Raw genomic sequence first — 19,090 nt, forward strand, 5'->3', positions numbered from 1 at the left:
GCGGGAACACTCACGACCCCGGAAACGCTTAGCGGGAGCCGCCGAACGGGCCCTGCTGCGGGAACGGTCCGCTGGGCGGGTTGCCCTGCGGGTTGAACTGTCCCGGCTGCCGCGGCTGGAAGTTCTGCGGGTGCGGCTGGGGCAGCGGCGGCGCTGGCTGCGGGGGCGGCGGAGGCGACTGCTGGACCTCCGTGCGCTCCGTCTCCTGGGCTTCCTGGTCCGGCTTTTCGCCGCCCTGCAGGCCGGCGAGCACCGGCGGGGTCGGACGGGCGGCGGGCGGCGGGGTCGAGCCGAGCGGGCCGGGGACTTCCTGGCGGGCCACGGCTTCGGCCGCGCGGACGGCCTCGGCGATGCGGGGGTCGGTCGAGGTGTCGAACCAGGCGGAGACCTCGTCGTCGTCGAGCACCGGGCGCTCGGTGTCCTCTTCCTTCGGCGGCTCGTAGCGGAAGACGCCGTCGTCGCCGGGTGCGCCGAGCGCGCGGGCGAAGCCTTCGAGTGCCTTGCCGTAGTCGCTCGGGACCATCCAGACCTTGTTCGCGTCGCCCTGCGCCATCTGCGGCAGCGTCTGCAGGTACTGGTACGCCAGCACCTCGGGGGTCGGCTTGCCTGCCTTGATCGCGGCGAACACCTTCTCGATCGCCTTCGCCTGGCCCTGCGCCTGCAGGTAGCGGGCGGCCCGTTCACCCTGCGCGCGCAGGATGCGGGAGGTCCGCTCGGCCTCGGCCGCCATGATAGTGGCCTGCTTGGCGCCTTCGGCCGCGAGGATCTGGCTCTGCTTCTGGCCTTCCGCGGTCTTGATCGACGCTTCCCGCTGACCTTCCGCAGTAAGGATTATGGCCCGCTTCTCACGGTCGGCGCGCATCTGCTTTTCCATCGAGTCCTGAATGGACGGTGGCGGGTCGATCGCCTTGAGCTCGACGCGGCCGACGCGGATGCCCCAGCGGCCGGTGGCGTCGTCGAGCACGCCGCGCAGCTGGGTGTTGATGGAGTCGCGCGACGTCAGCGTCTGCTCCAGGCTCATGCCACCGACGACGTTACGCAGCGTCGTGGTGGTGAGCTGCTCGACACCGACGATGTAGTTGGAGATCTCGTAGACGGCCGCGCGCGAGTCGGTGACCTGGAAGTACACGACGGTGTCTATCGACACGGTCAGGTTGTCCTCGGTGATCACCGGCTGCGGCGGGAACGAGACGACCTGCTCGCGGAGGTCGATCCTGGCGCGCACCTTGTCCAGGAACGGCACCAGGAAGGTCAGACCGGGCGACGCGACCGTGCGGAACCGGCCCAGCCGCTCGATGACGGCCGACTGTGCCTGCGGGACCACCATGATGGCTTTCCCCACGGTGATGATCACGAAAAGCACGATCAGCGCGACAACGACTATCGCTATCGTCGACAAGACTTTCTTCCCTTCTCAGCGCGGGTTTCCGCTCTGGTGCTCATGTACTTTTCGCCAGGTCGTTCTCGGTCAGGGGTCGGGGCTCACCACGGCCGTCGCGCCGGAGATCTCCATGATGGTCACCTTCGTGCCCGGCTGGAGCCGGTCGTGCTCGACGTAGGCGCGCGCCGACCAGGTGTCGCCCGCGATCTTCACGGTGCCGCCGTGGCCGTCCACTGTGGACAGCACGATCGCATGGGTGCCGATGAGGGCCTCGGTGTTGGTCTTGGCGCCCTCACCGCCGAGGAACTTGCGCTTCAGCGCGGGCCTGACGAGGAACAGCAACCCGACCGAGGACGCCGCGAACACCGCGGCGTCGAGGTACGGGTTGCCGGTCAGCGCGGAGACGCCGCCGGTGACGAGCGCCGCCGCCCCGAGCATGAGCAGCACGAACTCGCCGGAGATCACCTCGGCCACGATCAGGACGAAGCCCACGATCAGCCATACCACCGCCGCAGTCATGCGCTCATCGTCTCAGAAAGTGACGGTTCGCACCCGGATACGGACCCGTGCTTGATGGACACTTGATTTTCAGCCGGCCGTGACGAAGTCGATGAGCCGTTCGACGGCACCGATCAGCGGTGTCTCCAGGTCGCGGTAGCTGCTAACGGCGGCGAGCACGCGCTGCCAGCCCTCGTACGGCTCACCCCAGCCGAGCGCGTCGCAGATGCCCTGCTTCCATTCGATGCCGCGCGGGACCACCGGCCAGGCCTTGATGCCGACGGCCGCGGGCTTCACCGCCTGCCAGACGTCGATGTACGGATGCCCGGCGACCAGCACGTTCTCGTCGCGCACCGCGTCGACGATGCGGGATTCCTTGCTGCCTTCGACCAGATGGTCGACGAGCACGCCGAGCCTGCGCTCGGGTCCGGTGCCGAACTCGGCGATGCGGTCGGCGAGCACGTCGACGCCGTCCAGCGGTTCGACGACGATGCCCTCGACACGCAGGTCGTGGCCCCACACGCGCTCGACGAGTTCGGCGTCGTGCTTGCCCTCGACCCAGATGCGGGAGTCCTTGGCGACGCGGGCCTGCAAGCCTTGGACGTGCACGGATCCCGACGCGGAGATCTTGCGCGTCGGCTGTGGCGCGGCTTTGACGGGCACCAGCGTGACCGGTTTGCCCTCCAGCAGGAAGCCTGCCGGGTTCAGTGGGAAGACGCGCTGGTTGAGTTTGCGGTCCTCGAGCACCACGTTGCCGTACTCGATGCGGATGACGGCGCCGCAGAACCCGCTGCCCGCCTCCTCGACCACCAGGCCGGGTTCGGCGGGCACCTCGGGGATCACCCGTTTGCGTGGTCCGGCCAGCACGTCGTCATAGCGCACGGGCGCCGACGCTAGTCCGCTTCGGGTGACTCGTCAGCGCGCCACGCCGAGCAGCGCCTCGGTGTACTCGGCAGGCAGGCCCCGGCGGATCGCGGAGAGCGCGAGCAGGACCGCGAGCGCGGCGCACCAGTCACGCACGCGGTCGCCGTCGAGGCTCGGCAGCGCCGCGATGCCGTCGTCGAGCGAGCCGCCGGTGAGCAGGGGGTGCAACGCCCAGTCGACCGCGTCCATCGCGGGGTCGCCGATGCTGGGCCGCGGGTCGATGGCGACGATCCCGTCCGCGCCCCAGAGCACGTTGCCGGGGTGGAGATCGCCGTGCACCAACGCGGTCGCGTCACGACGCGCCAGCTGTCCGGCGAACTCCCATGACCGGCGCTGCACATCGGCGAGCACGTCCGGGTTGCGCCGCGCGGCGAGGGTGAACATGAAGTCGACGCGCTCCGAGAGCGGGATAAAGCAGGCTTTATCCCGGGGCGTGTGGCCCGCCAGCTCGGCGAGCATGGCGTCGACCTGGTCGTACGGGATGTCGTCGTCGCTGAGCGGGGTGCCGGGGACGATGCCGTCGAGCAGGAGTGCGTCGCCGTCGGCGTCGAGGAGGTCGACCACGTACGGGGAATCGGCCCAGACGCGCAGTGCGGCGGCCTCGGTGGCGGCGATTTCGGTGTCCGGGGTCAGTTTCAGCACCCGGGAGCGGCCGCCGGCGTCGCGGCAGAGCAGGGTCCGGCCGGTGTTGCCCGGCATCGCGGAGAGCACCTCGAGTCCCCAGCGGGCGCACAACTCGTTCACCCGTGCGGGGAGACCGTCACACCACGCGGTCACGCCGGGCCCGAATCGGTCGACCAACCTTGCCCGTGCGGCGGTATCCAAGACGATCATGACCGTTAGCCTGGCAGCGAACCAGGGAATTATCCGGGTTTTTCCGGATACCGCAGTTTTGACGGACGTATGATCATACCCATATGAAGCTGCCCGAGCCCTCCGGTCGCACCCCGATCGGCCAAATCACCCTGCACCTGCGCGACGTCGCCAGGCCCGACCCGTGGCTGCCGCACGACCGGCGCGAGCTGATGGTGTCGATCTGGTACCCGGCCCTGGTGGAGACGGGCAGGCAGGCGCCCTATCTGACGCTCGCCGAGTCGGAGCGGATCGCGCACGGCCTGAGCGCGGACATCGCGGGCGACGCGCTGACCACAGTCGGCACGCACGCGCGGGTGAACGCGCCCCCGCTCGGCTCCCGCGCGCCGCTGGTGGTCCTGTCCCCCGGCCGCGAGCGGCCTCGCGGCACGCTGCGCACGCTCGGCGAGGACCTCGCGAGCCAGGGTTACGTCGTCGCGGCCATCGGCCACAACCACGAGGCGGTCGCGACCACGTTCCCCGACGGCCGCACCACCGGCTGTCTCGCGCGTGACGACGTGAAGATCGCCCGCGGCCGCGCGGCGGACGTGTCGTTCGTGCTCGACCGGCTGATCGGCAAGACCCCGGTCTGGGGCCGGGGCAAGCTGATTGACCCGCGCCGCATCGCGATGGTCGGCCATTCGATCGGCGGCGGCAGCGTGCTGCCGGCGATGCTCGCCGACCCGCGGATCAGCGCCGGCGTCACGCTCGACGGCTCGTTTCCCGTGCTGGCCGGCCTGAATCGGCCGCTGCTGCTGCTCGGCACACCGCGTCACGCGCCCGGCGGCCAGGCCGACCCGAGCTGGGATCGGCTGTGGCCGGGCCTGACCGGCTGGAAGCGCTGGCTGACCGTGGAACGCGGCGGGCCGTCGATGTGCACCGACCTGCCGATGCTCGCCGACCAGCTCGGCCTGCCGCCGGACCAGAAACTCCCCGCCGCGCGCGGCCTGCGGATCACGCGCGACTACGTGACCGCGTTCCTGGACCTGCACCTGCGCGGACGGCCGCAGCCGCTACTGGCCAGACCCTCGCCCCGCTTCCCCGAGGTCAAGTTCTGGCGGCCGTAGAAGCCCGAAAGTGGCTTTCGTCAGATGCGATCTGACGAAAGCCACTTTCGGGGTTTCACCCGGCTCCCAGGCCCGGGTCGTGAGTGTTTCGACCGGTTCTAACCGGCCAAAACACTCACGACCTACTTCTACTTGGTCTTGAAGAGCTTGACCTTCATCGAGGTGCCGGACTGCGAGAGGACGCGCAGGCCGACGCCGACGCCGGAGAGCTTGACGCCGGTGGTCGGGGTCTCCGGGTACCAGAACTGCTTGGTGTCGTCGAAGACCGGCTGCGCGGACTGGCCGCGCACGTACGAGGCCTTTCCGTTGATGTGCAAGGTGAACGAGTCCGACTTCTGCAACCCGAACGGCGCGTCGTAGCCTGCCACCGTCGGCGGCCACGCCTTGCCTTCGAGGTTGTAGATCGGCGCGGGGTTCGCGTCGATCGGCAGGATCAGGCCCTCACCGGGGTGCTCGCTGGTGTTGTTGTCCAGGTGGCTGGTGTCCCACAGCGAGACGAGCAGGCCGTCCTGGTACGGGAAGTGCTCCACCCAGTCCGGCTTGTCCGGGAAGCTGTAGCGGTACGGGCCGGTCCGGTTGTACTTGCCGTAGGACTCGTAGGTCCGGTTCGACGCGATGTAGAACTGGTCGAAGACCTTCGTCTCCTTGCCAGCCGCGGTGCGGAAACCCTTGAGGGTCCACGGTCCGGCGGCTTCGGCGCCGTCGGTGAGCACCGGGGCGCCGTCGGCGGTGACCACGATCTCGTCGGCGAAGAAGCCCTGCAGCGCGAGGCCGCCGTCGGTGCGGTAGGCGAAGCGCAGCTTGGTGTTCTTGCCGGCGTAGGCGTCCAGCGGCACCTTCACGTCGACCCACTTGCCCGCCGAGGAACCACTGATGGCGGGTGAGTTGCCCGAGTCGCGGATGAACGGCTTGCCGTCGACCGTGCCGTCGAGCTGGGTCCAGCTGCCGTCGGCGTTGGCCGCTTCGACGTAGAGGTAGTCGAAGTCCTCTTCGATGTCGAAGCGCGTCTTGAGGCTCAGCGACGCCGACGACTTGCCGGTCAGGTCGAGCGGCGTGGTCATCGAGTTGTCGAGGTCGTTGCCCTTGTCGCTCCACCACATCTTCGAGCCCGCGAACGGGGCGCCGTAGTCGAACGTCTTGGGCACGTCCGGCAGGACGACGACGAGTCCCTGCGCCTTGGCGGTGTTGTACTCGTGCGGGCCGAGTTCGAACGTGCGTTCCTGGCCCGCGACGGCCACCTCGTAGTCGAGCCAGCCGAGCTGCAGCTTGTCCCACGCGGAGAACTCGTTGGCGCGGGTGCCCGGCGCCTCGCCGGGCTCGCCGACCCGGGTCTGGCCCATGATCGACCACCAGTTGACGCCGTTGGTGCCGCCGCCGCTGGTGTCGTAGTGGTCGGGCAGGCCGAGGTCGTGGCCGTACTCGTGCGCGAACACGCTCACGCCGCCGTTTTCGGGCTGCATGGTGTAGTCGCCGACCCAGAGGCCGGTGTCGCCGATCGGCGCGCCGCCGAGCTTGTTGCTGCCCGGGCCGGAGCTGTAGTTCTTGAACGCGTAGCCGCGGTGGCTCCAGATGGCGTCCTCGCCCTGCCACGGGTCACCGTCGGCCTGGTCGCCACCGGAGTGCACGATCTGGAAGTGGTCGATGTAGCCATCCGGCTCGTTGAAGTCGCCGTCACCGTCGTAGTCGTAGCGGTCCCACTGGTCGAACGCGGCCAGCTCGGCGCGGATCTGCTCGGTGGTCTTGCCGGACGCCTTCTGCGCGTCGACCCACGCGGTCACGCCGTCACGCACGAGGTCGTAGGAGTTGTTGCAGACCGTTCCACCGCAAGGGAAACCGTTGGAACGGCCGTAGCGGGCCTCGTTGTACTTGACCTTGACCCAGTCGGTCACCGTGCCGTCGATGCTGTAGCGGCCGGACGACTGCTTGTCGTAGAAGTTCGCGACCGAGTTCGCGCCGGGCGCGGTCGAGAAGTAAAGGTTCTGGAAGTACTGCCTGCTGAAGTCCGGCTGCCAGATGGTGGTGTTGTCGACCGCGCGGTTCGGCTCCGGGATCTGGTTGTGCAGCGGCCCGTCGAAGCGCTTGGGGCCGGGCGTCGCCGGGTCCTGGTCCTTGTCGGGGTACTGCGGGTGCCGCTCGTTGCCGAATTCGGCGAGCACGACGAAGACCTTGTCGGTCTTCTCGCGCGCGAGCTCGACGTACTGGTCGGTGGGCGTCTTGTCCGTCTGGCTCTTGGCCTTCTTGCCCACCTTGGCCACGGTGCTCGCGCCGCGCTTCTGCGCGGTGGCCTCACCGGTCAGCACCTTCGACAGCGCTTCCTGGCGCAGCGCGCGGCGCTTGTCCTCTAGCGGGTTGGGCAGCTCGTCGAGCTGGGCGACCGATTGGTCGGCAACTTGCTGTGGTGGTGCGGGCGCCGCGAACGCGGCCGGCGTGACGCCGGCGCTCAGCAGCACGATCGTGGCCGCTCCGGCCAGAACTCTTCGCACGACTTCCCCTCGTCAACGGGTGGAAACGCAAACCCGGTGGACGTTACGTAGCCGTTCGTGCATGCGGCTACGTCCGAAAGTCGGTCGTGACTAGAAGAGCGGCCAGGGAATGGCGCGCCACTCGTCGCCCGGTGACGGGAACACGCCCTCGTACACGAGCTGCTCGGCGCGGTCGCGGATGGCGAGGATCTCGAACTTGGTCAGGTGCGGGGCGAGCGCCTCGCCGAGCTCGCCTTCGAGTTTGCCGCGCAGCGCCTTGAGCTTGACGATCGCGTCCTCGGGCAGTGGCTCGCCGATCCAGCCCCAGAGCACGGTGCGCAGCTTCGGGTCGGTGTGCAGGCAGATGCCGTGGTCGACGCCGTAGACGGTGCCATCGGCGCCATTGAGAATGTGCCCGCCCTTGCGGTCGGTGTTGTTGACCACGATGTCGAGCAGTGCCAGGTCCCGGATGCCGGGGTGGTCGGCGTGCGCGAGCACCGCGGGCTCGCCGTTGCGGTCGTGGGCGTGCAGCACGACCTTCCAGCCGGGCGGGAGATCTTCGGGGGCCCGGACGTCGACCAGCTCGTCGTCGGTGGTCTCGATCCAGCGCTGGACCATGCCCTCGCCGAACGGGCCGTCGCGGAGCACGGTCTGCGGGATCGCGCCGAGCCCGAGCGAGTCGGCGACCAGGTACGTCGCGACCTCGCGGCCGGCGAGCGTGCCGTCGGGGAAGTCCCAGAGCGGGCGCTCGCCACGGACCGGCTTGTAGACGGCGTTGGCGGTCACGCCGTCGAGCTCGACCTGGCAGAACAAGGTCAGGTTGGAGGCTTCGACCAGCCTGCCTTCGACTTCGAGCTTTCCGTGGGTGAGCAGGTCGTCCACGGGTGGCTCAGTCTTCGATCACGTCGACGTCGCGGCGGTAGCCGTTCTGGCGGGGGCAGATGTGACCGGCGGGGTCGAGCGGCTCGGCGCAGAGCGGGCAGGGGCGGCGGCCCGCGTTGATCACGCGGTCCGCGCGCTCGGCGAAGGCGCGGGCGGCGACCGGGGTCAGGAACACCCGCACGGCGTCGGGGCCTTCCTCGGTGTCGTCGAGTACGACCGTTTCGTCCACTTCGCCCTCGGTGATGGCGAGCAGCTCGATCACCACGGCCTTCGAGTCGGCGTCCCAGCCGAGGCCCATGGTGCCGACGCGGAACTCCTCCTCGACGGGCACGCTGAGCGGGTCGACGTCGACGAGGTCGTCGGGGACGTCCTCCGGCACGTCCGCTCCGAAGCGCGTCGCGACCTCTTCGAGCAGCGAGCCGAGGCGCTCGGCGAGCACCGCGACCTGCTGTTTCTCGATGGTCACGCTGATCGTGCGCACATCTTCGGACGCCTGGAGGTAGAAAGTGCGGTCACCGGGCTCCCCGACGGTCCCGGCGACGAACCGGTCGGGCTGGCGGAAGACGTGAATTACGCGAGACATGGCACCCTCGACCCTAGGCCAACGCACGATCATCGGCATCTGCCGCCCCGTGTTCTGTGCCATTAGGGCGTGCTTCTCGGCTCTCAATCGATGAGAGTCGAGATCCAGGTGGTCTCTGGCGGTGCCGTGGGATCACCCTCGTACCGGGTTGTACTCGGGTGATTCCGCGGTGCCGCCAGAGACCACCTGGGCTCGGCTATCGCGATTGAGAGCCGAGAAGTATGCCCTAGGCTCGCTTGGTGCCCAAGATCGCGTCTTATGGAACCTGGACCTCGCCGATCAGTGCCGCCGACGCGGCCGCCGCCGGAGGGGGCGTGCAGTGGGTCGACGCCGTCGGCGGCGTGCTCTGGTGGGCCGAGGCCAGACCGGCCGAAGGCGGCAGGGTCGCGCTGGTGAGGGCAGGTGAAGAGGTGCTGCCCGCGCCGTGGAACGCCCGCAACCGCGTCCACGAATACGGCGGGCGGCCCTGGGTTGCGATCGGCGACAAGCTCGTCTTCACGCACTGGGACGACCAGCGGGTCTATGTGCGTGACCTGACGTCCGGCCAGGTGACGCCGATCACAGCCGAACCCGACGTGCCGCACGGTGTCCGGTTCGGCGACCTCCGGCCGGGGCCGCGCGGCACCGTGTGGGCGGTCCGGGAGGCCAGCGTCGGCGCGCGGCGCGCCGACGTCTCACGCGATCTGGTGGAGTTGTCACTCGACGGCGCCGCGCCGCGCTCGCTCGCGGCCAGCCATCACTTCCTGACCGCGCCGCAGCTGTCGCCGGACGGCGCGCACGCGGCGTGGCTCGGCTGGGATCATCCGGCGATGCCGTGGGACGGCACGGAACTGTGTGTCGCGCCGGTGCTCGAGGACGGCTCGCTCGGCACGCCCGAGGTGATCGCGGGCGGCGCGACCGTCGCGGTGTGCCAGCTCGAATGGGAGAGCCCGGCCTCGCTGCTCGCGCTGCTGGACCCCGGCGGCTGGTGGAACCTGCACCGCGTCGGCCTCGACGGCTCGTCGGTGAACCTCGCGCCGGTGGCCGAGGAACTCGGCGGCGCGCTGTGGAAACTCGGCTCGCGCTGGTTCACCCCGCTCGGCGGCGGCAAGCACGCGGTGCTCAGCTCGGGCCGTCTCGCGGTGCTCGACGAGGCGACCGGCACGCTGTCCCCGCTGGCGCCGGAGCTGACCCAGTGGGACGCCACGATCACCGCGTACGACGGTGGCGTCGCCGGGGTCGCGGCCGGTCCGCGCCGGGAATCCGCGTTGGTGCACGTGGGCGCGCACGTGACCGAACTGACCGCGCAGCCGGCCGAGCTGCCGTCGCACGAGTACCTGCCGGTGCCGTCGGAGCGGATGTTCGACACCGCGGACGGACCCGTGCCCGCGTACGTCTACCTGCCGTCCAATCCGGACTTCACGGGACCGGACGGCTCGGCGCCGCCGTTCATGATCCACGTGCACGGCGGGCCGACCGGGCGCGCGTATCCGACGCTGGATCTGGAGATCGCCTACTTCACCAGCCGCGGCATCGGCGTCGCGGTCGTCAACTACGGCGGCTCGACCGGCTACGGCAGGCGTTACCGCGAGCGGCTGCGCGAGCAGTGGGGACTCGTCGACGTCCAGGACTGCGTGGCGGTCGCGGAGGCGCTGGTCGCCGAGGGGCTCGCGGATCCGGCGAGGCTGGCGATCCGTGGCGGCAGCGCGGGCGGGTTCACCTCGGCGGCGGCCATGACGACCGTGCGCACGTTCAGCGCGGCGACCATCAAGTACCCGATACTCGACCTCTACACCTGGACCGCGGACGGCGGGGAGACGCACGACTTCGAGTCCCGCTACCTCGACGGGCTGATCGGGCCGCTGCCGGAGACCGAGCCCCGCTACCGGCAGCGCTCCCCCATCAACAACGCGGGCGCGCTCGCCGGGCCGGTGTTGTTCTTGCAGGGCTTGGAGGACCAGATTTGCCCGCCGGAGCAGGCGGACCGGTTCGTGGCGTCGCTGGGCGGGCGCGGGGTGCGCCACGCGTACCTGACGTTCGAGGGCGAGCAGCACGGTTTCCGCAAGGCGGAGACGATCATCGCGGCCTTGGAGGCGGAATTGTCGTTCTACGGCCAGGTTTTCGGCTTCGAAACCCCGGGCGTGCGCGCACTGGACCTGCGCTCGTGAGGCCACTCGTCCCCGGCGACACGCTGGCACTGATCGCACCGTCCGGCCCGATCCCGCAAGCCCATCTCGAGGCCGCGCTGCCGGTGCTGGAGTCGTGGGGCCTGAAGGTCTCGGTCGGCCCTTGTGTCCGCAGTAGACACTCCACTTTGGAGTATCTGTCGGCCGCGGACGCCGAGCGGGCCGAGGAGTTCACGGCCGCCTGGCTCGACCCGTCGGTCCAGTGTGTGCTGGCGGCCCGCGGCGGCTACGGCAGCCAGCGCATGCTGGACCTGATCGACTGGCGCGCGCTGGCCGACGCGCCGCCGAAGATCTTCGCGGGGTCGAGTGACGTGACGGCGTTGCACCAGGCCGTTTCGGTGCACCTGGGGCTGGTGTCGCTGTTCTCGCCGATGCCGGCGAGTCCGTTGTTCGACACGTTCGCGGCCGAGCATCTGCGGCAGAGCCTGTTCGAGCCGGAGAAGGTCGTGCTGCTGAGCAGCCCGTCGTCGCGGACGCTGGTTCCCGGGCGGGCGCGGGGTGTGCTGACCGGCGGCAATCTCGCGCTGCTGGCCGCCGGCCTGGGCACGCCTGAGCAGGGGTCGGCGCGCGGGCGGATCGTGCTGCTGGAGGACGTGACCGAGAGCGTCTACCGGCTCGATCGCCTGCTCACGCAGCTGCTGCGCTCCGGCTGGTTCGACGGGGTCGCCGGGATCGTGCTCGGCTCGTGGACGGGCTGTGGCACGCCGGAGCGGGTGGAGGCGTTGATGCTCGACCGGCTCGGGTCGTTGGGCGTGCCGGTGCTGGCGGACCTGGGCTTCGGGCACGTCGAGTCGTCGCCGACGATTCCGCTGGGCTTGGCCGCGGAGCTGGACGCGACCGCGGGCACCCTCACTTTGGGGTCGTGAGCGTTGCGGGCGGTTCTAACCGCCCGCAACGCTCACGAGCCCTTTTAGGCCTGCCTCCGGTTGGTGATGGTGAACGCGAACTCGATGTAGTCGTCGTCGACGTCGTCTTCGGTGTTCGTGATCTTGATCTTCAGCTCCCGGCCGTCCGCCGCGCGCGTCGTCTTGATCGCGTCCTTCGGGATGGTCCAGAAGTTGCCGGCCGTGCCGCCCAGGTCGTCGGTCTGTTCGCTGGTGCCTTCGTACAGCTTGCCCGCGAACTGGAGGCCGACGCTGAGGTCGTCGGGGTTGTACAACGCGGTGAGGGTCATCTCGACGCGCAGCTCACCGCCCCAGCCTCGGGTGAAGCTGATCTGGTGCACGGTGTGGCCGGGACCGACCGGCAGCTCCCAGTACTTGTGGTCGGAGAAGTGATCGTCGCCGAAGGTCTCGTCGTCGTTCATCTCGATCTGGGCGTCGACCTGCAGCAGCCGGTAGCGCTCGGGCGGCGGCGCGAGCTGGACCTCGATCGTCTTGACCTCGCCCGCGGCGACCGTCAGGTCCAGCACGGCTTCGGCGACGCCGATCTCGCGGTCGATGAACTTCGACGCCTTGAGCGCGTAGCGGCCTTCGAACACGTCCATCGAGAACCAGCCGTCGGCGTTGGTGATCGCGGTGACCCCGCCGGCGTTGACCTCCACCCCCGCCATCCTGGCGCCGTTGAAGACCACGGTCCCGTTGAGCAGCGCGGGCCCGTTCGTCTTGCGCCACTTGGTCTCCGGCACCAGCTCCAGGCGCGTGGTGTGGTGGATCAGCGGTTCCGCGTACCCCCAGAGCCCGAACCCGGTCTGGTCGGGCCGGTCCCACAGCATGAGGTGATCGGGGCTGATCGCGCGTCCGATGCCGGGGTTCTCCCAGCGGTCGTCGTTCTTCGAGTCGCCGTCGGCCCAGTCGAACGCGAAGGTGTTCGCGAGCTGGTAAGCGCAGTCGTCGCCGACGTCGGAGAACAGCTCGTTCAGCGCGGCGACGAGCCAGCCTTCCTCCTTCACGACCTTGTTGAAGATCGTTTCCTCGATGTAGGGCACGAACCAGCGCGCGGCACGGGCGCGCTCCTCGGCGGTGTAGAAGTACAGGCCGTCGAGCGTCTCGCCGTCGGTCTGCGCGCCGCCGAGCACGTCCGCGGGCTCGAGATCGCCCGGTGCGGTGACCGCGCCCGGCCCCTCCAGCTGGATGCCCGCGCGCTTGGCGGCCAGCCAGATGAACGACGCGCATTCGCTCGGCACGGTGCCCGCGGCCCAGCCCGCGCTCGCGGGCGCCGGGCCGACCACGCCGCTCGGGCTCGGCCGGAGCGCGACCGCGGAGTCGCTGTAGCTGTAGAACCGGTAGTGCGTGCCGGATTGGCGGCCCGCCGCGGTGTCGGCGGCGGTGACCGTGAGCTTGCGTGCCTCGTCGGCCACCTTGTGCAGCCGCTGCCGGATGGTCGGATCGGCCAGCTCGGCGAGCGGATGCGGTTTGATGACCATCGGCTCGATGATCTGCCACTGCCCGTCCAGCACGGCCGCGTCGACGAGGTTGAACGCCGAGATGCCGAACTGCTTGCCCTCCGGGCTGGTGAACTGGCTGCCGCCGTACGCCTCCGCCACGGACTGGGTGATCCCGCCTGGCCACTGGAAGCGCAGCGCGTCGGGCTCGAAGCCGTCGGTCGGCTGTTTCTTGCCACCGGAGTAGATCCCGCGCGGGTGTTCCTGGACCAGCCAGTCCTGGGAGGCCGTCGAGTGGGAGATCTCGACGAAGTTCTTCGTCATGATCCCGCAGTGCGCGTACCGCTGCGCGGGCGTGACCTGCGAGAGCAGGCCGCCGATCATGCCGTTGCCGCCGGGCACCAGCACGATGTCGCCCTTGCGCGCGTTGACCACGCGGGCCGGGATCTCCTTGGTCTTGGTCTCGCCGGTGAACTGGCAGGCGAAGTTCTCCGGGATCTGCGCCGGCGGGTTGTCGGGGTCGCAGTCGGCGCCTTGCACGACGTCGCCGTCCGCGGCCACTATGCCGGTTTCGCTCAGCGGGGCGAACCATTCGGCCGACGCCTGCTGCGAGTAGTCCGCCGCCCGCCGCAACGCCCAGACATGTTCCTGCGTCAGGCCTTCCGGCGCGCTGGTGCGTACCCGCACCGTGCCGGACTTCTCGACCTCGACCGAAAGCGGGAGCGCCTGCTGCTCGTTGACGATCGTGGCGAACCGTGCGGGATCGGCCACCCCGTCGACCACGAAACCCTTGTGCGGCGCCAAAAGCGCCCGCGTCGCGCGGACGAGGGAGAACGCGGCGCTGGTGTGCACCGGCTTGGCGTCGGCGGTCTGACCGAACAGGTGCACCACGGCGCCGTGCGCGCCGTGACCTTGGGCGCGGTCGAGCGTGACCTCGACGGTCGCCGACGCACCCGGCGCGACGGTGACGTCGTGGGTCTCCTCGTCGGAGAACCGGGTGAGCTCGTCCTCGTCGCCGGTCCACTCGACCCGCTTCTTGGTGAACGAGACAGCGACCGGTTCCAGGTTGCGGACCGTGAACGTGCCCCGGTAGTGCGAGTCGCGGTCGGCGATCTGCACCGCGCGCCCGTCGGTCTCCACCGGCGGGCGGATCTGGCCGGCCTGGTCGCGCAGGACCCGGTAGGAGCTGCCGAGAACCAGTGATCGGCTCACGGTCAGCACGGTCGCGTCGCCGCGCTGCACATCGAGCTGCGCGAGCACCGTGGTCCACTGCCGCCCGTGGTCGACGTCGGCGCTCAGGTCGGCGGCGAACACCGGTTCGCCGGTCGAGTAGGCGACAGAGCCGACCCGCCAGTGGTAGACGTCGCCCTGGCGCAGCACCGGGTTCGCGGTGTCGATCTCACTGGCGCGGATGAACACGCTCAGCGGCCGGAACGGGTTGCGGGCGATCTCGAGCAGCGCGGTGGCGGGCTGCCCGGCGATCTCGATGATCAGCACGCGTTCCTCGGCCTGGCCGTCGCCGATCGCGGTGATCGGGACGCGCCACATACCGGGGCGGGTCGAGGCCTGCAGCCGGACCTCGCGCGCGGTCAGCCCGTTGACGGTCACCACGGTTCCCTCGGGAGCCGTGCTCGCCAGCTCGACGCTGACCTGGATGGTCTCGCCGGGTGTGGCGGTGGCGGGTGCGTGCACGGCGGTGATCAGGCCACCGCCGGTGTAGGTGCCCTGCAAGGAAAGCAGGAGCTTCTTGGCGGCTTCGAGCCGGGGCGCGTACACGGGGTTGGCCGCGGTGAGCAGTGTGAACAGCCGGACCGCTTCGAGTGCGGCGTTGACGGCTTCGGAACGCCGCTCGAGCGCGACGAGCAGGTAGGCCAGCTGGAGCGCGGCTTCGGCCCAGTTGGGGCGGTAGCCCGCCGGGTCCGTTTCCGCGAGTGCGCGGTAGATGTCGCGGCATTCGCGTTGCGGGTCGACCGCTTCGGCGAGCCTGCCTGCGGTCCAGCAGCGCAGGCAGAGGTTGTTCAGTGCCCACGCGAGATTCGGCCGAGCGTCGAGGTCGCGGTAGACCTGCACGCCTTCCTTGGTCGCCTCGATGGCTTCGTCGTGCAGCTTGGCGTTGCTGGCGTGCGCGCCGAGCATGACCGCGGACCAGCCCCAGTCGGGCCTGTGCGCTTCGCCGAGGTCGCGGTAGACGTCGCGGCACTCCCGCGCGGGCGGGACGGCTTCGGCGAGTTTCCCGGCGGTGCTGTAGCGCATGGCCAGGTTGCCCAGTGCCCACGCGAGATTCGGCCGCAAGTCGAGGTCGCGGAAGACTTCGACACCTTCCCGTGTCGCCGCGATCGCCTCGTCGTAGAGCTTGGCGTTGCTCGCGTGCGCGCCCAGCATGACCGCGGACCAGCCCCAGTCGGGCCTGTGCGCTTGGCCCAGGTCGCGGTAGACGTCGCGGCATTCCCGCGCGGGCGGCACCGCTTCCTCGAGTCTCCCCGCGGTACTGCAGCGCATGGCGAGGTTGCCCAGGGCCCACGCGAGACTCGGCTTGTCCCCGAGCGCGCGGTAGGCCTCGATGCCGTCCTTGTTCGCTTCGATGGCTTCGTCGAACAGCTTCGCGTTGCTGGCGTGCGCGCCGAGCATGACGTCCGCGTGTGCCCAGTCGGATCGGTAGGCGGGGGTGGTCGCGGCGAGCGTCCGGTAGATGTCACGGCATTCGCGCATCGGCGGCACGGCTTCGGCGAGCTTGCCCGCGGTGCTGTACCGCATGGCGAGGTTGTCCAGCGCCCACGCCAGCTGCGGCTGATCCGGGATGGCCCGGAACGCCTCCGCGCCTTCGATGGTCGCGGCGATGGCTTCGTCGTGGAGCTTGGCGTTGCTCGCGTGCGCGCCGAGCATGACGGCCGCGTGGCCGAACCCGCCGCGCTGAGCGGGATCCGCCTCGGCCAGCGCGCGGCAGATGTCGCGGCGTTCGCGTGCGGGTGGCACGGCTTCGGCGAGTTTCCCTGCCGTGCTGTAGCGCATGGCGAGGTTGTCGAGCGCCCAGGCGAGGTTGGGCCGGTCACCGAGCGCGCGATAGCGTTCCGCGCCCTCGGTGGTGACCTGGAAGGCTTCGTCGTGCAGACCGGCGTTGCTCGCGTAAGCGCCCAGCATCACCGACGCCCACGCGAACCTCGCGTCGTAGCCCGGGTGATCGACTCCGGCGAGCGAGCGCCACAGATCCCGCCCGTACCGCGCGGCCACGACCGCCTCGCCGTGCCGTCCGGCAGAGGACAGGACGTTCGCCAGCACGTTGAGCGCGTTGGCGAGGGTGATCATGCCCGAGTGGTCCTCGGGTGTCGGCACGTAGCCTGCGGTCGCCCACGGCCGGTCCCACGAGGGCCCGTCACCGGTGAACGGCTTGGCGTACAGCTTGCCGTCGGCGGGGCGCAGCACGGCCAGGTGCGCCGCGCCGCCGTAGACACCGGGCACGGGAAGGTCCCCCGCCTGCCCCCATTGCCGGGTCACCGCCGGGCCACCGGCCGCGGGCTGGACGCGCCAGGTGCCGTCGCCGGGCCGCCACACCGCCTCGTCGAGCCGTCCGTCGCCGTCGTAGTCGGCGGGTACTGGGATATCGGCGACCGGCGCTGCGGCTGCCGCGGTGGAGGTGCTCATGGTTCCCGCTTCGGGTAGGCGAATGCTCGCTCCACCCTGGCGCGGGCGCACCTCACCGGCGATCAGCCCGCGGACGTACTTTCGGGCGGACTCCCCCGCCCCTTCGTGATCGCGACCTGGAGTTCGGTGATCATGGCTTCGCCGCACTCGAGGTAGACCTCGCGGGCGAAGTCCAGGGTGCGGTGGCCGTTGTGGTCGATCCAGCGGGCCAGCGCCTGGAAGGACGCGCCGATGTCGTCCATCGGGCCGTGGTGCAGCATCGTCGCGGCGCACTCGATGGCGGGCAGGTCGACGATGTCGAACCCGTGCGCGGGATCCGGGTCGGCGGCGACCGGGACCGCGGCGTGCACGGCGACTTCGTTGCCCGCTGAGGTGTAGTACGCGATGGCCGGGTAGTCCGGCTCCAGGCCCGCGGCGGTGACCACCTCGCCGAGGCGCGGGAACAACGTCTGGATCACCGGCCCGATGGCCGACCCCTCGTAACCCGCCGCGAGAGCGCTGACCTCGGCGACGCGGACCGCGGGGATCGCCTTGACGGTGACCTCGGCGGTGCGCGGGAAGTCTTCGAGGTCGATCATCCGCAGCCGCGACTCGACGCCGGCGAGCCTGGCCATGTCGGCTTCGATCTGCGCTTCGAGCTGACCTTGGCGCAGGCGCAGCATGCCGCGCAGCTCGTCGGCGCCGACCTTGTCGTCGAGGATCTCCCCCACCTGCCGCAGGGTGAAGCCGAGGTCTTTCAGCGCGACCAGGCGGTTGAGCCTGCGCAGCTGCTCGGCGCCGTAGAACCGGTATCCGGACGACGGGTCGACCTCGACCGGGCGCAGCAGGCCGATGGCGTCGTAGTGCCGCAGCATGCGGACCGAAACCTGGCCGAGCCTGGCGAAATCCCCGATGGTGAACATCGCGTCCAGCCTAACGCGGCTCCGCTCGAGGGTCGTGAGTGTTCCGGCCGGTTATTGAGGGGAAAGGCCGAATACGGCGTGTTCCAGGGCTGGCCAGTGTGGACTTCCTCGGCTGATTTCGAGGTGGGTGCGCAGTGAAGCGAGGGTGCCCTTCAGTGCGTAGTAAGCACTCGGGGGCACCCTCGCTTCGCGACCAAGCTCGGATCAGGGTGGCTGTCGGCGCGAGTGGTACCTCTGCTGCGTCTAACGGAGCAGAGGTACCACTCGCTCACGACCTCCGGCCCGCGTGGCTGGGTGAAGGAGGCCCTCACCCAGCCACGCCACGTTTGGCTTGCTGCCCAATAGAACCGGCCGGAACACTCACGACGAAGGCGAGAAGCTGGTTGACTCGGGGCGACAGGTGCCGTGGGTGAGAGGAGATTCCGATGGGTTCGTTCGACGTGCCGCTGGACGACGAACGTACGCAACTCGAGGCTTTCATCGAGGAGTACCGCACGGAGATCGAGTCCACACTCGACGGTCTCACCGAGGCGCAGGTCCGCCGCAGCCTAGTCCCGTCGGCGACGACGTTGCTCGGGCTGCTCAAGCACGTCACGTGGATGCAGCGGGTGTGGTTCGAGGAGTGCGTCGGCGGCACGTCGCGCCGCGACCTCGGCCTGGTCCAGACTCCGGACGACTCCTTCCGGCTCACCGAGGACGACACGATCGCCTCGGTCACGGCGGCTTACCGGGAGGCCTGTGCCACGGCGCGGAAGGCGGTCGCGGATCTGCCGCTGGACACTGTTGTGACCGGGCATCGGTCTGGGCCGCGCACGGTGCATTGGGTGTACCTGCAGGTGCTGCGGGAACTGGCCCACCATTGCGGGCACGCCGACATCCTGCGCGAGCAGATCCTCGCTGACCAGGCCGTTTGAGCCACGCCTCGCATTATTCGGCGGAACTCTGACTCCTCGGTCAGTACGCTGTGGACAGTGGAGATCGCTGAAGCACGAGCCCGGTTCGCCGCCGCACGCGTGGCAAGGCTCGCCACGGCCGACGCCGCCGGGGTGCCGCATCTGGTGCCGGTGACGTTCGCCGTGGCGGGCGACGAGATCGTGTTCGCGGTCGACCACAAGCCGAAGTCGACCCTGGCGTTGAAGCGGCTGGCGAACATCAAGGCCAACCCGGCGGTGAGCTTTCTCGTCGACCACTACGACGATGACTGGGACCGGCTGTGGTGGGTCCGTGCCGACGGCGAGGCCGCGGTGACCGACCGGCCCGAGCCGGTGAGCTGGTTGCGGGCGAAGTATCCGCAGTACGAGGAACATCCGCCGCAAGGGCCGGTCGTGCTCACGAGGGTCGCGGTCTGGCGTGGTTGGAGCAGCACGTCGGAGTCGTGAGCGTTGCGGGCGGTTCTAACCGCCCGCAACGCT

The 19,090-nt window shown here is 69.8% G+C and carries 14 protein-coding genes; 5 read left to right on the forward strand and 9 right to left on the reverse strand.

The window, feature by feature from the left end; translation table 11 throughout:
• Positions 1–28: 28 nt before the first annotated feature.
• From BLV57_RS06125 to BLV57_RS06140, 4 genes are all read right to left on the reverse strand, one after another.
• Positions 29–1,327 carry an SPFH domain-containing protein gene (locus BLV57_RS06125; protein ID WP_425425962.1) on the reverse strand — a complete coding sequence of 433 codons (1,299 nt, stop codon included), beginning with the start codon at positions 1,325–1,327 and terminating at the stop codon, positions 29–31.
• Between the two features lie 141 nt (positions 1,328–1,468).
• Positions 1,469–1,900 carry an NfeD family protein gene (locus BLV57_RS06130; protein ID WP_091287526.1) on the reverse strand — a complete coding sequence of 144 codons (432 nt, stop codon included), beginning with the start codon at positions 1,898–1,900 and terminating at the stop codon, positions 1,469–1,471.
• A 69-nt stretch (positions 1,901–1,969) separates the two neighbouring features.
• Positions 1,970–2,761 carry a DUF3097 domain-containing protein gene (locus BLV57_RS06135; protein ID WP_091287527.1) on the reverse strand — a complete coding sequence of 264 codons (792 nt, stop codon included), beginning with the start codon at positions 2,759–2,761 and terminating at the stop codon, positions 1,970–1,972.
• 33 nt (positions 2,762–2,794) lie between these two features.
• Positions 2,795–3,637 (reverse strand): phosphotransferase, encoded by an 843-nt coding sequence (locus BLV57_RS06140; protein ID WP_091287528.1) that lies wholly within the window; start codon positions 3,635–3,637, stop codon positions 2,795–2,797.
• A gap of 83 nt (positions 3,638–3,720) precedes the next feature.
• On the opposite strand from BLV57_RS06140, the gene BLV57_RS06145 reads away from it, so the two are divergent.
• Complete coding sequence (locus BLV57_RS06145; RefSeq protein ID WP_091287529.1) at positions 3,721–4,722, forward strand: alpha/beta hydrolase family protein; 1,002 nt, start codon at positions 3,721–3,723, stop codon at positions 4,720–4,722.
• A 128-nt stretch (positions 4,723–4,850) separates the two neighbouring features.
• On the opposite strand, the gene BLV57_RS06150 is transcribed toward BLV57_RS06145, so the two are convergent.
• The 3 genes from BLV57_RS06150 to BLV57_RS06160 form a co-directional block, all read right to left on the reverse strand.
• Positions 4,851–7,205 (reverse strand): immune inhibitor A domain-containing protein, encoded by a 2,355-nt coding sequence (locus BLV57_RS06150; RefSeq protein WP_091287530.1) that lies wholly within the window; start codon positions 7,203–7,205, stop codon positions 4,851–4,853.
• A 90-nt stretch (positions 7,206–7,295) separates the two neighbouring features.
• Positions 7,296–8,066: an SCO1664 family protein gene (locus BLV57_RS06155; RefSeq protein WP_342741161.1), complete on the reverse strand. Its 771-nt coding sequence runs from the start codon at positions 8,064–8,066 to the stop codon at positions 7,296–7,298.
• 7 nt (positions 8,067–8,073) lie between these two features.
• On the reverse strand, positions 8,074–8,649 hold the full coding sequence (locus BLV57_RS06160; RefSeq protein WP_091287531.1) for a DUF3090 domain-containing protein: 576 nt from the start codon (positions 8,647–8,649) through the stop codon (positions 8,074–8,076).
• A 239-nt stretch (positions 8,650–8,888) separates the two neighbouring features.
• Between BLV57_RS06160 and BLV57_RS06165 the strand changes: the two genes are divergently transcribed.
• Positions 8,889–10,796, forward strand: a complete 1,908-nt coding sequence (locus tag BLV57_RS06165; protein ID WP_091287909.1) for a prolyl oligopeptidase family serine peptidase — start codon at positions 8,889–8,891, stop codon at positions 10,794–10,796.
• Positions 10,793–11,680 carry a S66 peptidase family protein gene (locus BLV57_RS06170; RefSeq protein ID WP_091287532.1) on the forward strand — a complete coding sequence of 296 codons (888 nt, stop codon included), beginning with the start codon at positions 10,793–10,795 and terminating at the stop codon, positions 11,678–11,680. The genes BLV57_RS06165 and BLV57_RS06170 overlap by 4 nt, the downstream gene beginning before the upstream one ends.
• A gap of 44 nt (positions 11,681–11,724) precedes the next feature.
• Here the strand turns inward: BLV57_RS06170 and BLV57_RS06175 are convergent, their stop codons facing one another.
• Entirely contained in the window at positions 11,725–16,776 is a 5,052-nt protein-coding gene (locus BLV57_RS06175) for a tetratricopeptide repeat protein (protein ID WP_091287533.1), read from the reverse strand.
• A 62-nt stretch (positions 16,777–16,838) separates the two neighbouring features.
• Positions 16,839–17,678 (reverse strand): MerR family transcriptional regulator, encoded by an 840-nt coding sequence (locus BLV57_RS06180; RefSeq protein ID WP_091287534.1) that lies wholly within the window; start codon positions 17,676–17,678, stop codon positions 16,839–16,841.
• Between the two features lie 425 nt (positions 17,679–18,103).
• Between BLV57_RS06180 and BLV57_RS06185 the strand changes: the two genes are divergently transcribed.
• A complete protein-coding gene (locus BLV57_RS06185) occupies positions 18,104–18,592 on the forward strand; it encodes a DinB family protein (RefSeq protein WP_091287535.1) in 489 nt (162 codons plus the stop codon).
• Between the two features lie 57 nt (positions 18,593–18,649).
• Complete coding sequence (locus tag BLV57_RS06190) at positions 18,650–19,057, forward strand: TIGR03668 family PPOX class F420-dependent oxidoreductase (RefSeq protein WP_091287536.1); 408 nt, start codon at positions 18,650–18,652, stop codon at positions 19,055–19,057.
• The last annotated feature ends 33 nt before the right edge of the window (positions 19,058–19,090 follow it).

The sequence above is a fragment of the Amycolatopsis xylanica genome (genome assembly GCF_900107045.1).
GTDB classification, from domain to species: Bacteria; Actinomycetota; Actinomycetes; order Mycobacteriales; family Pseudonocardiaceae; genus Amycolatopsis; species Amycolatopsis xylanica.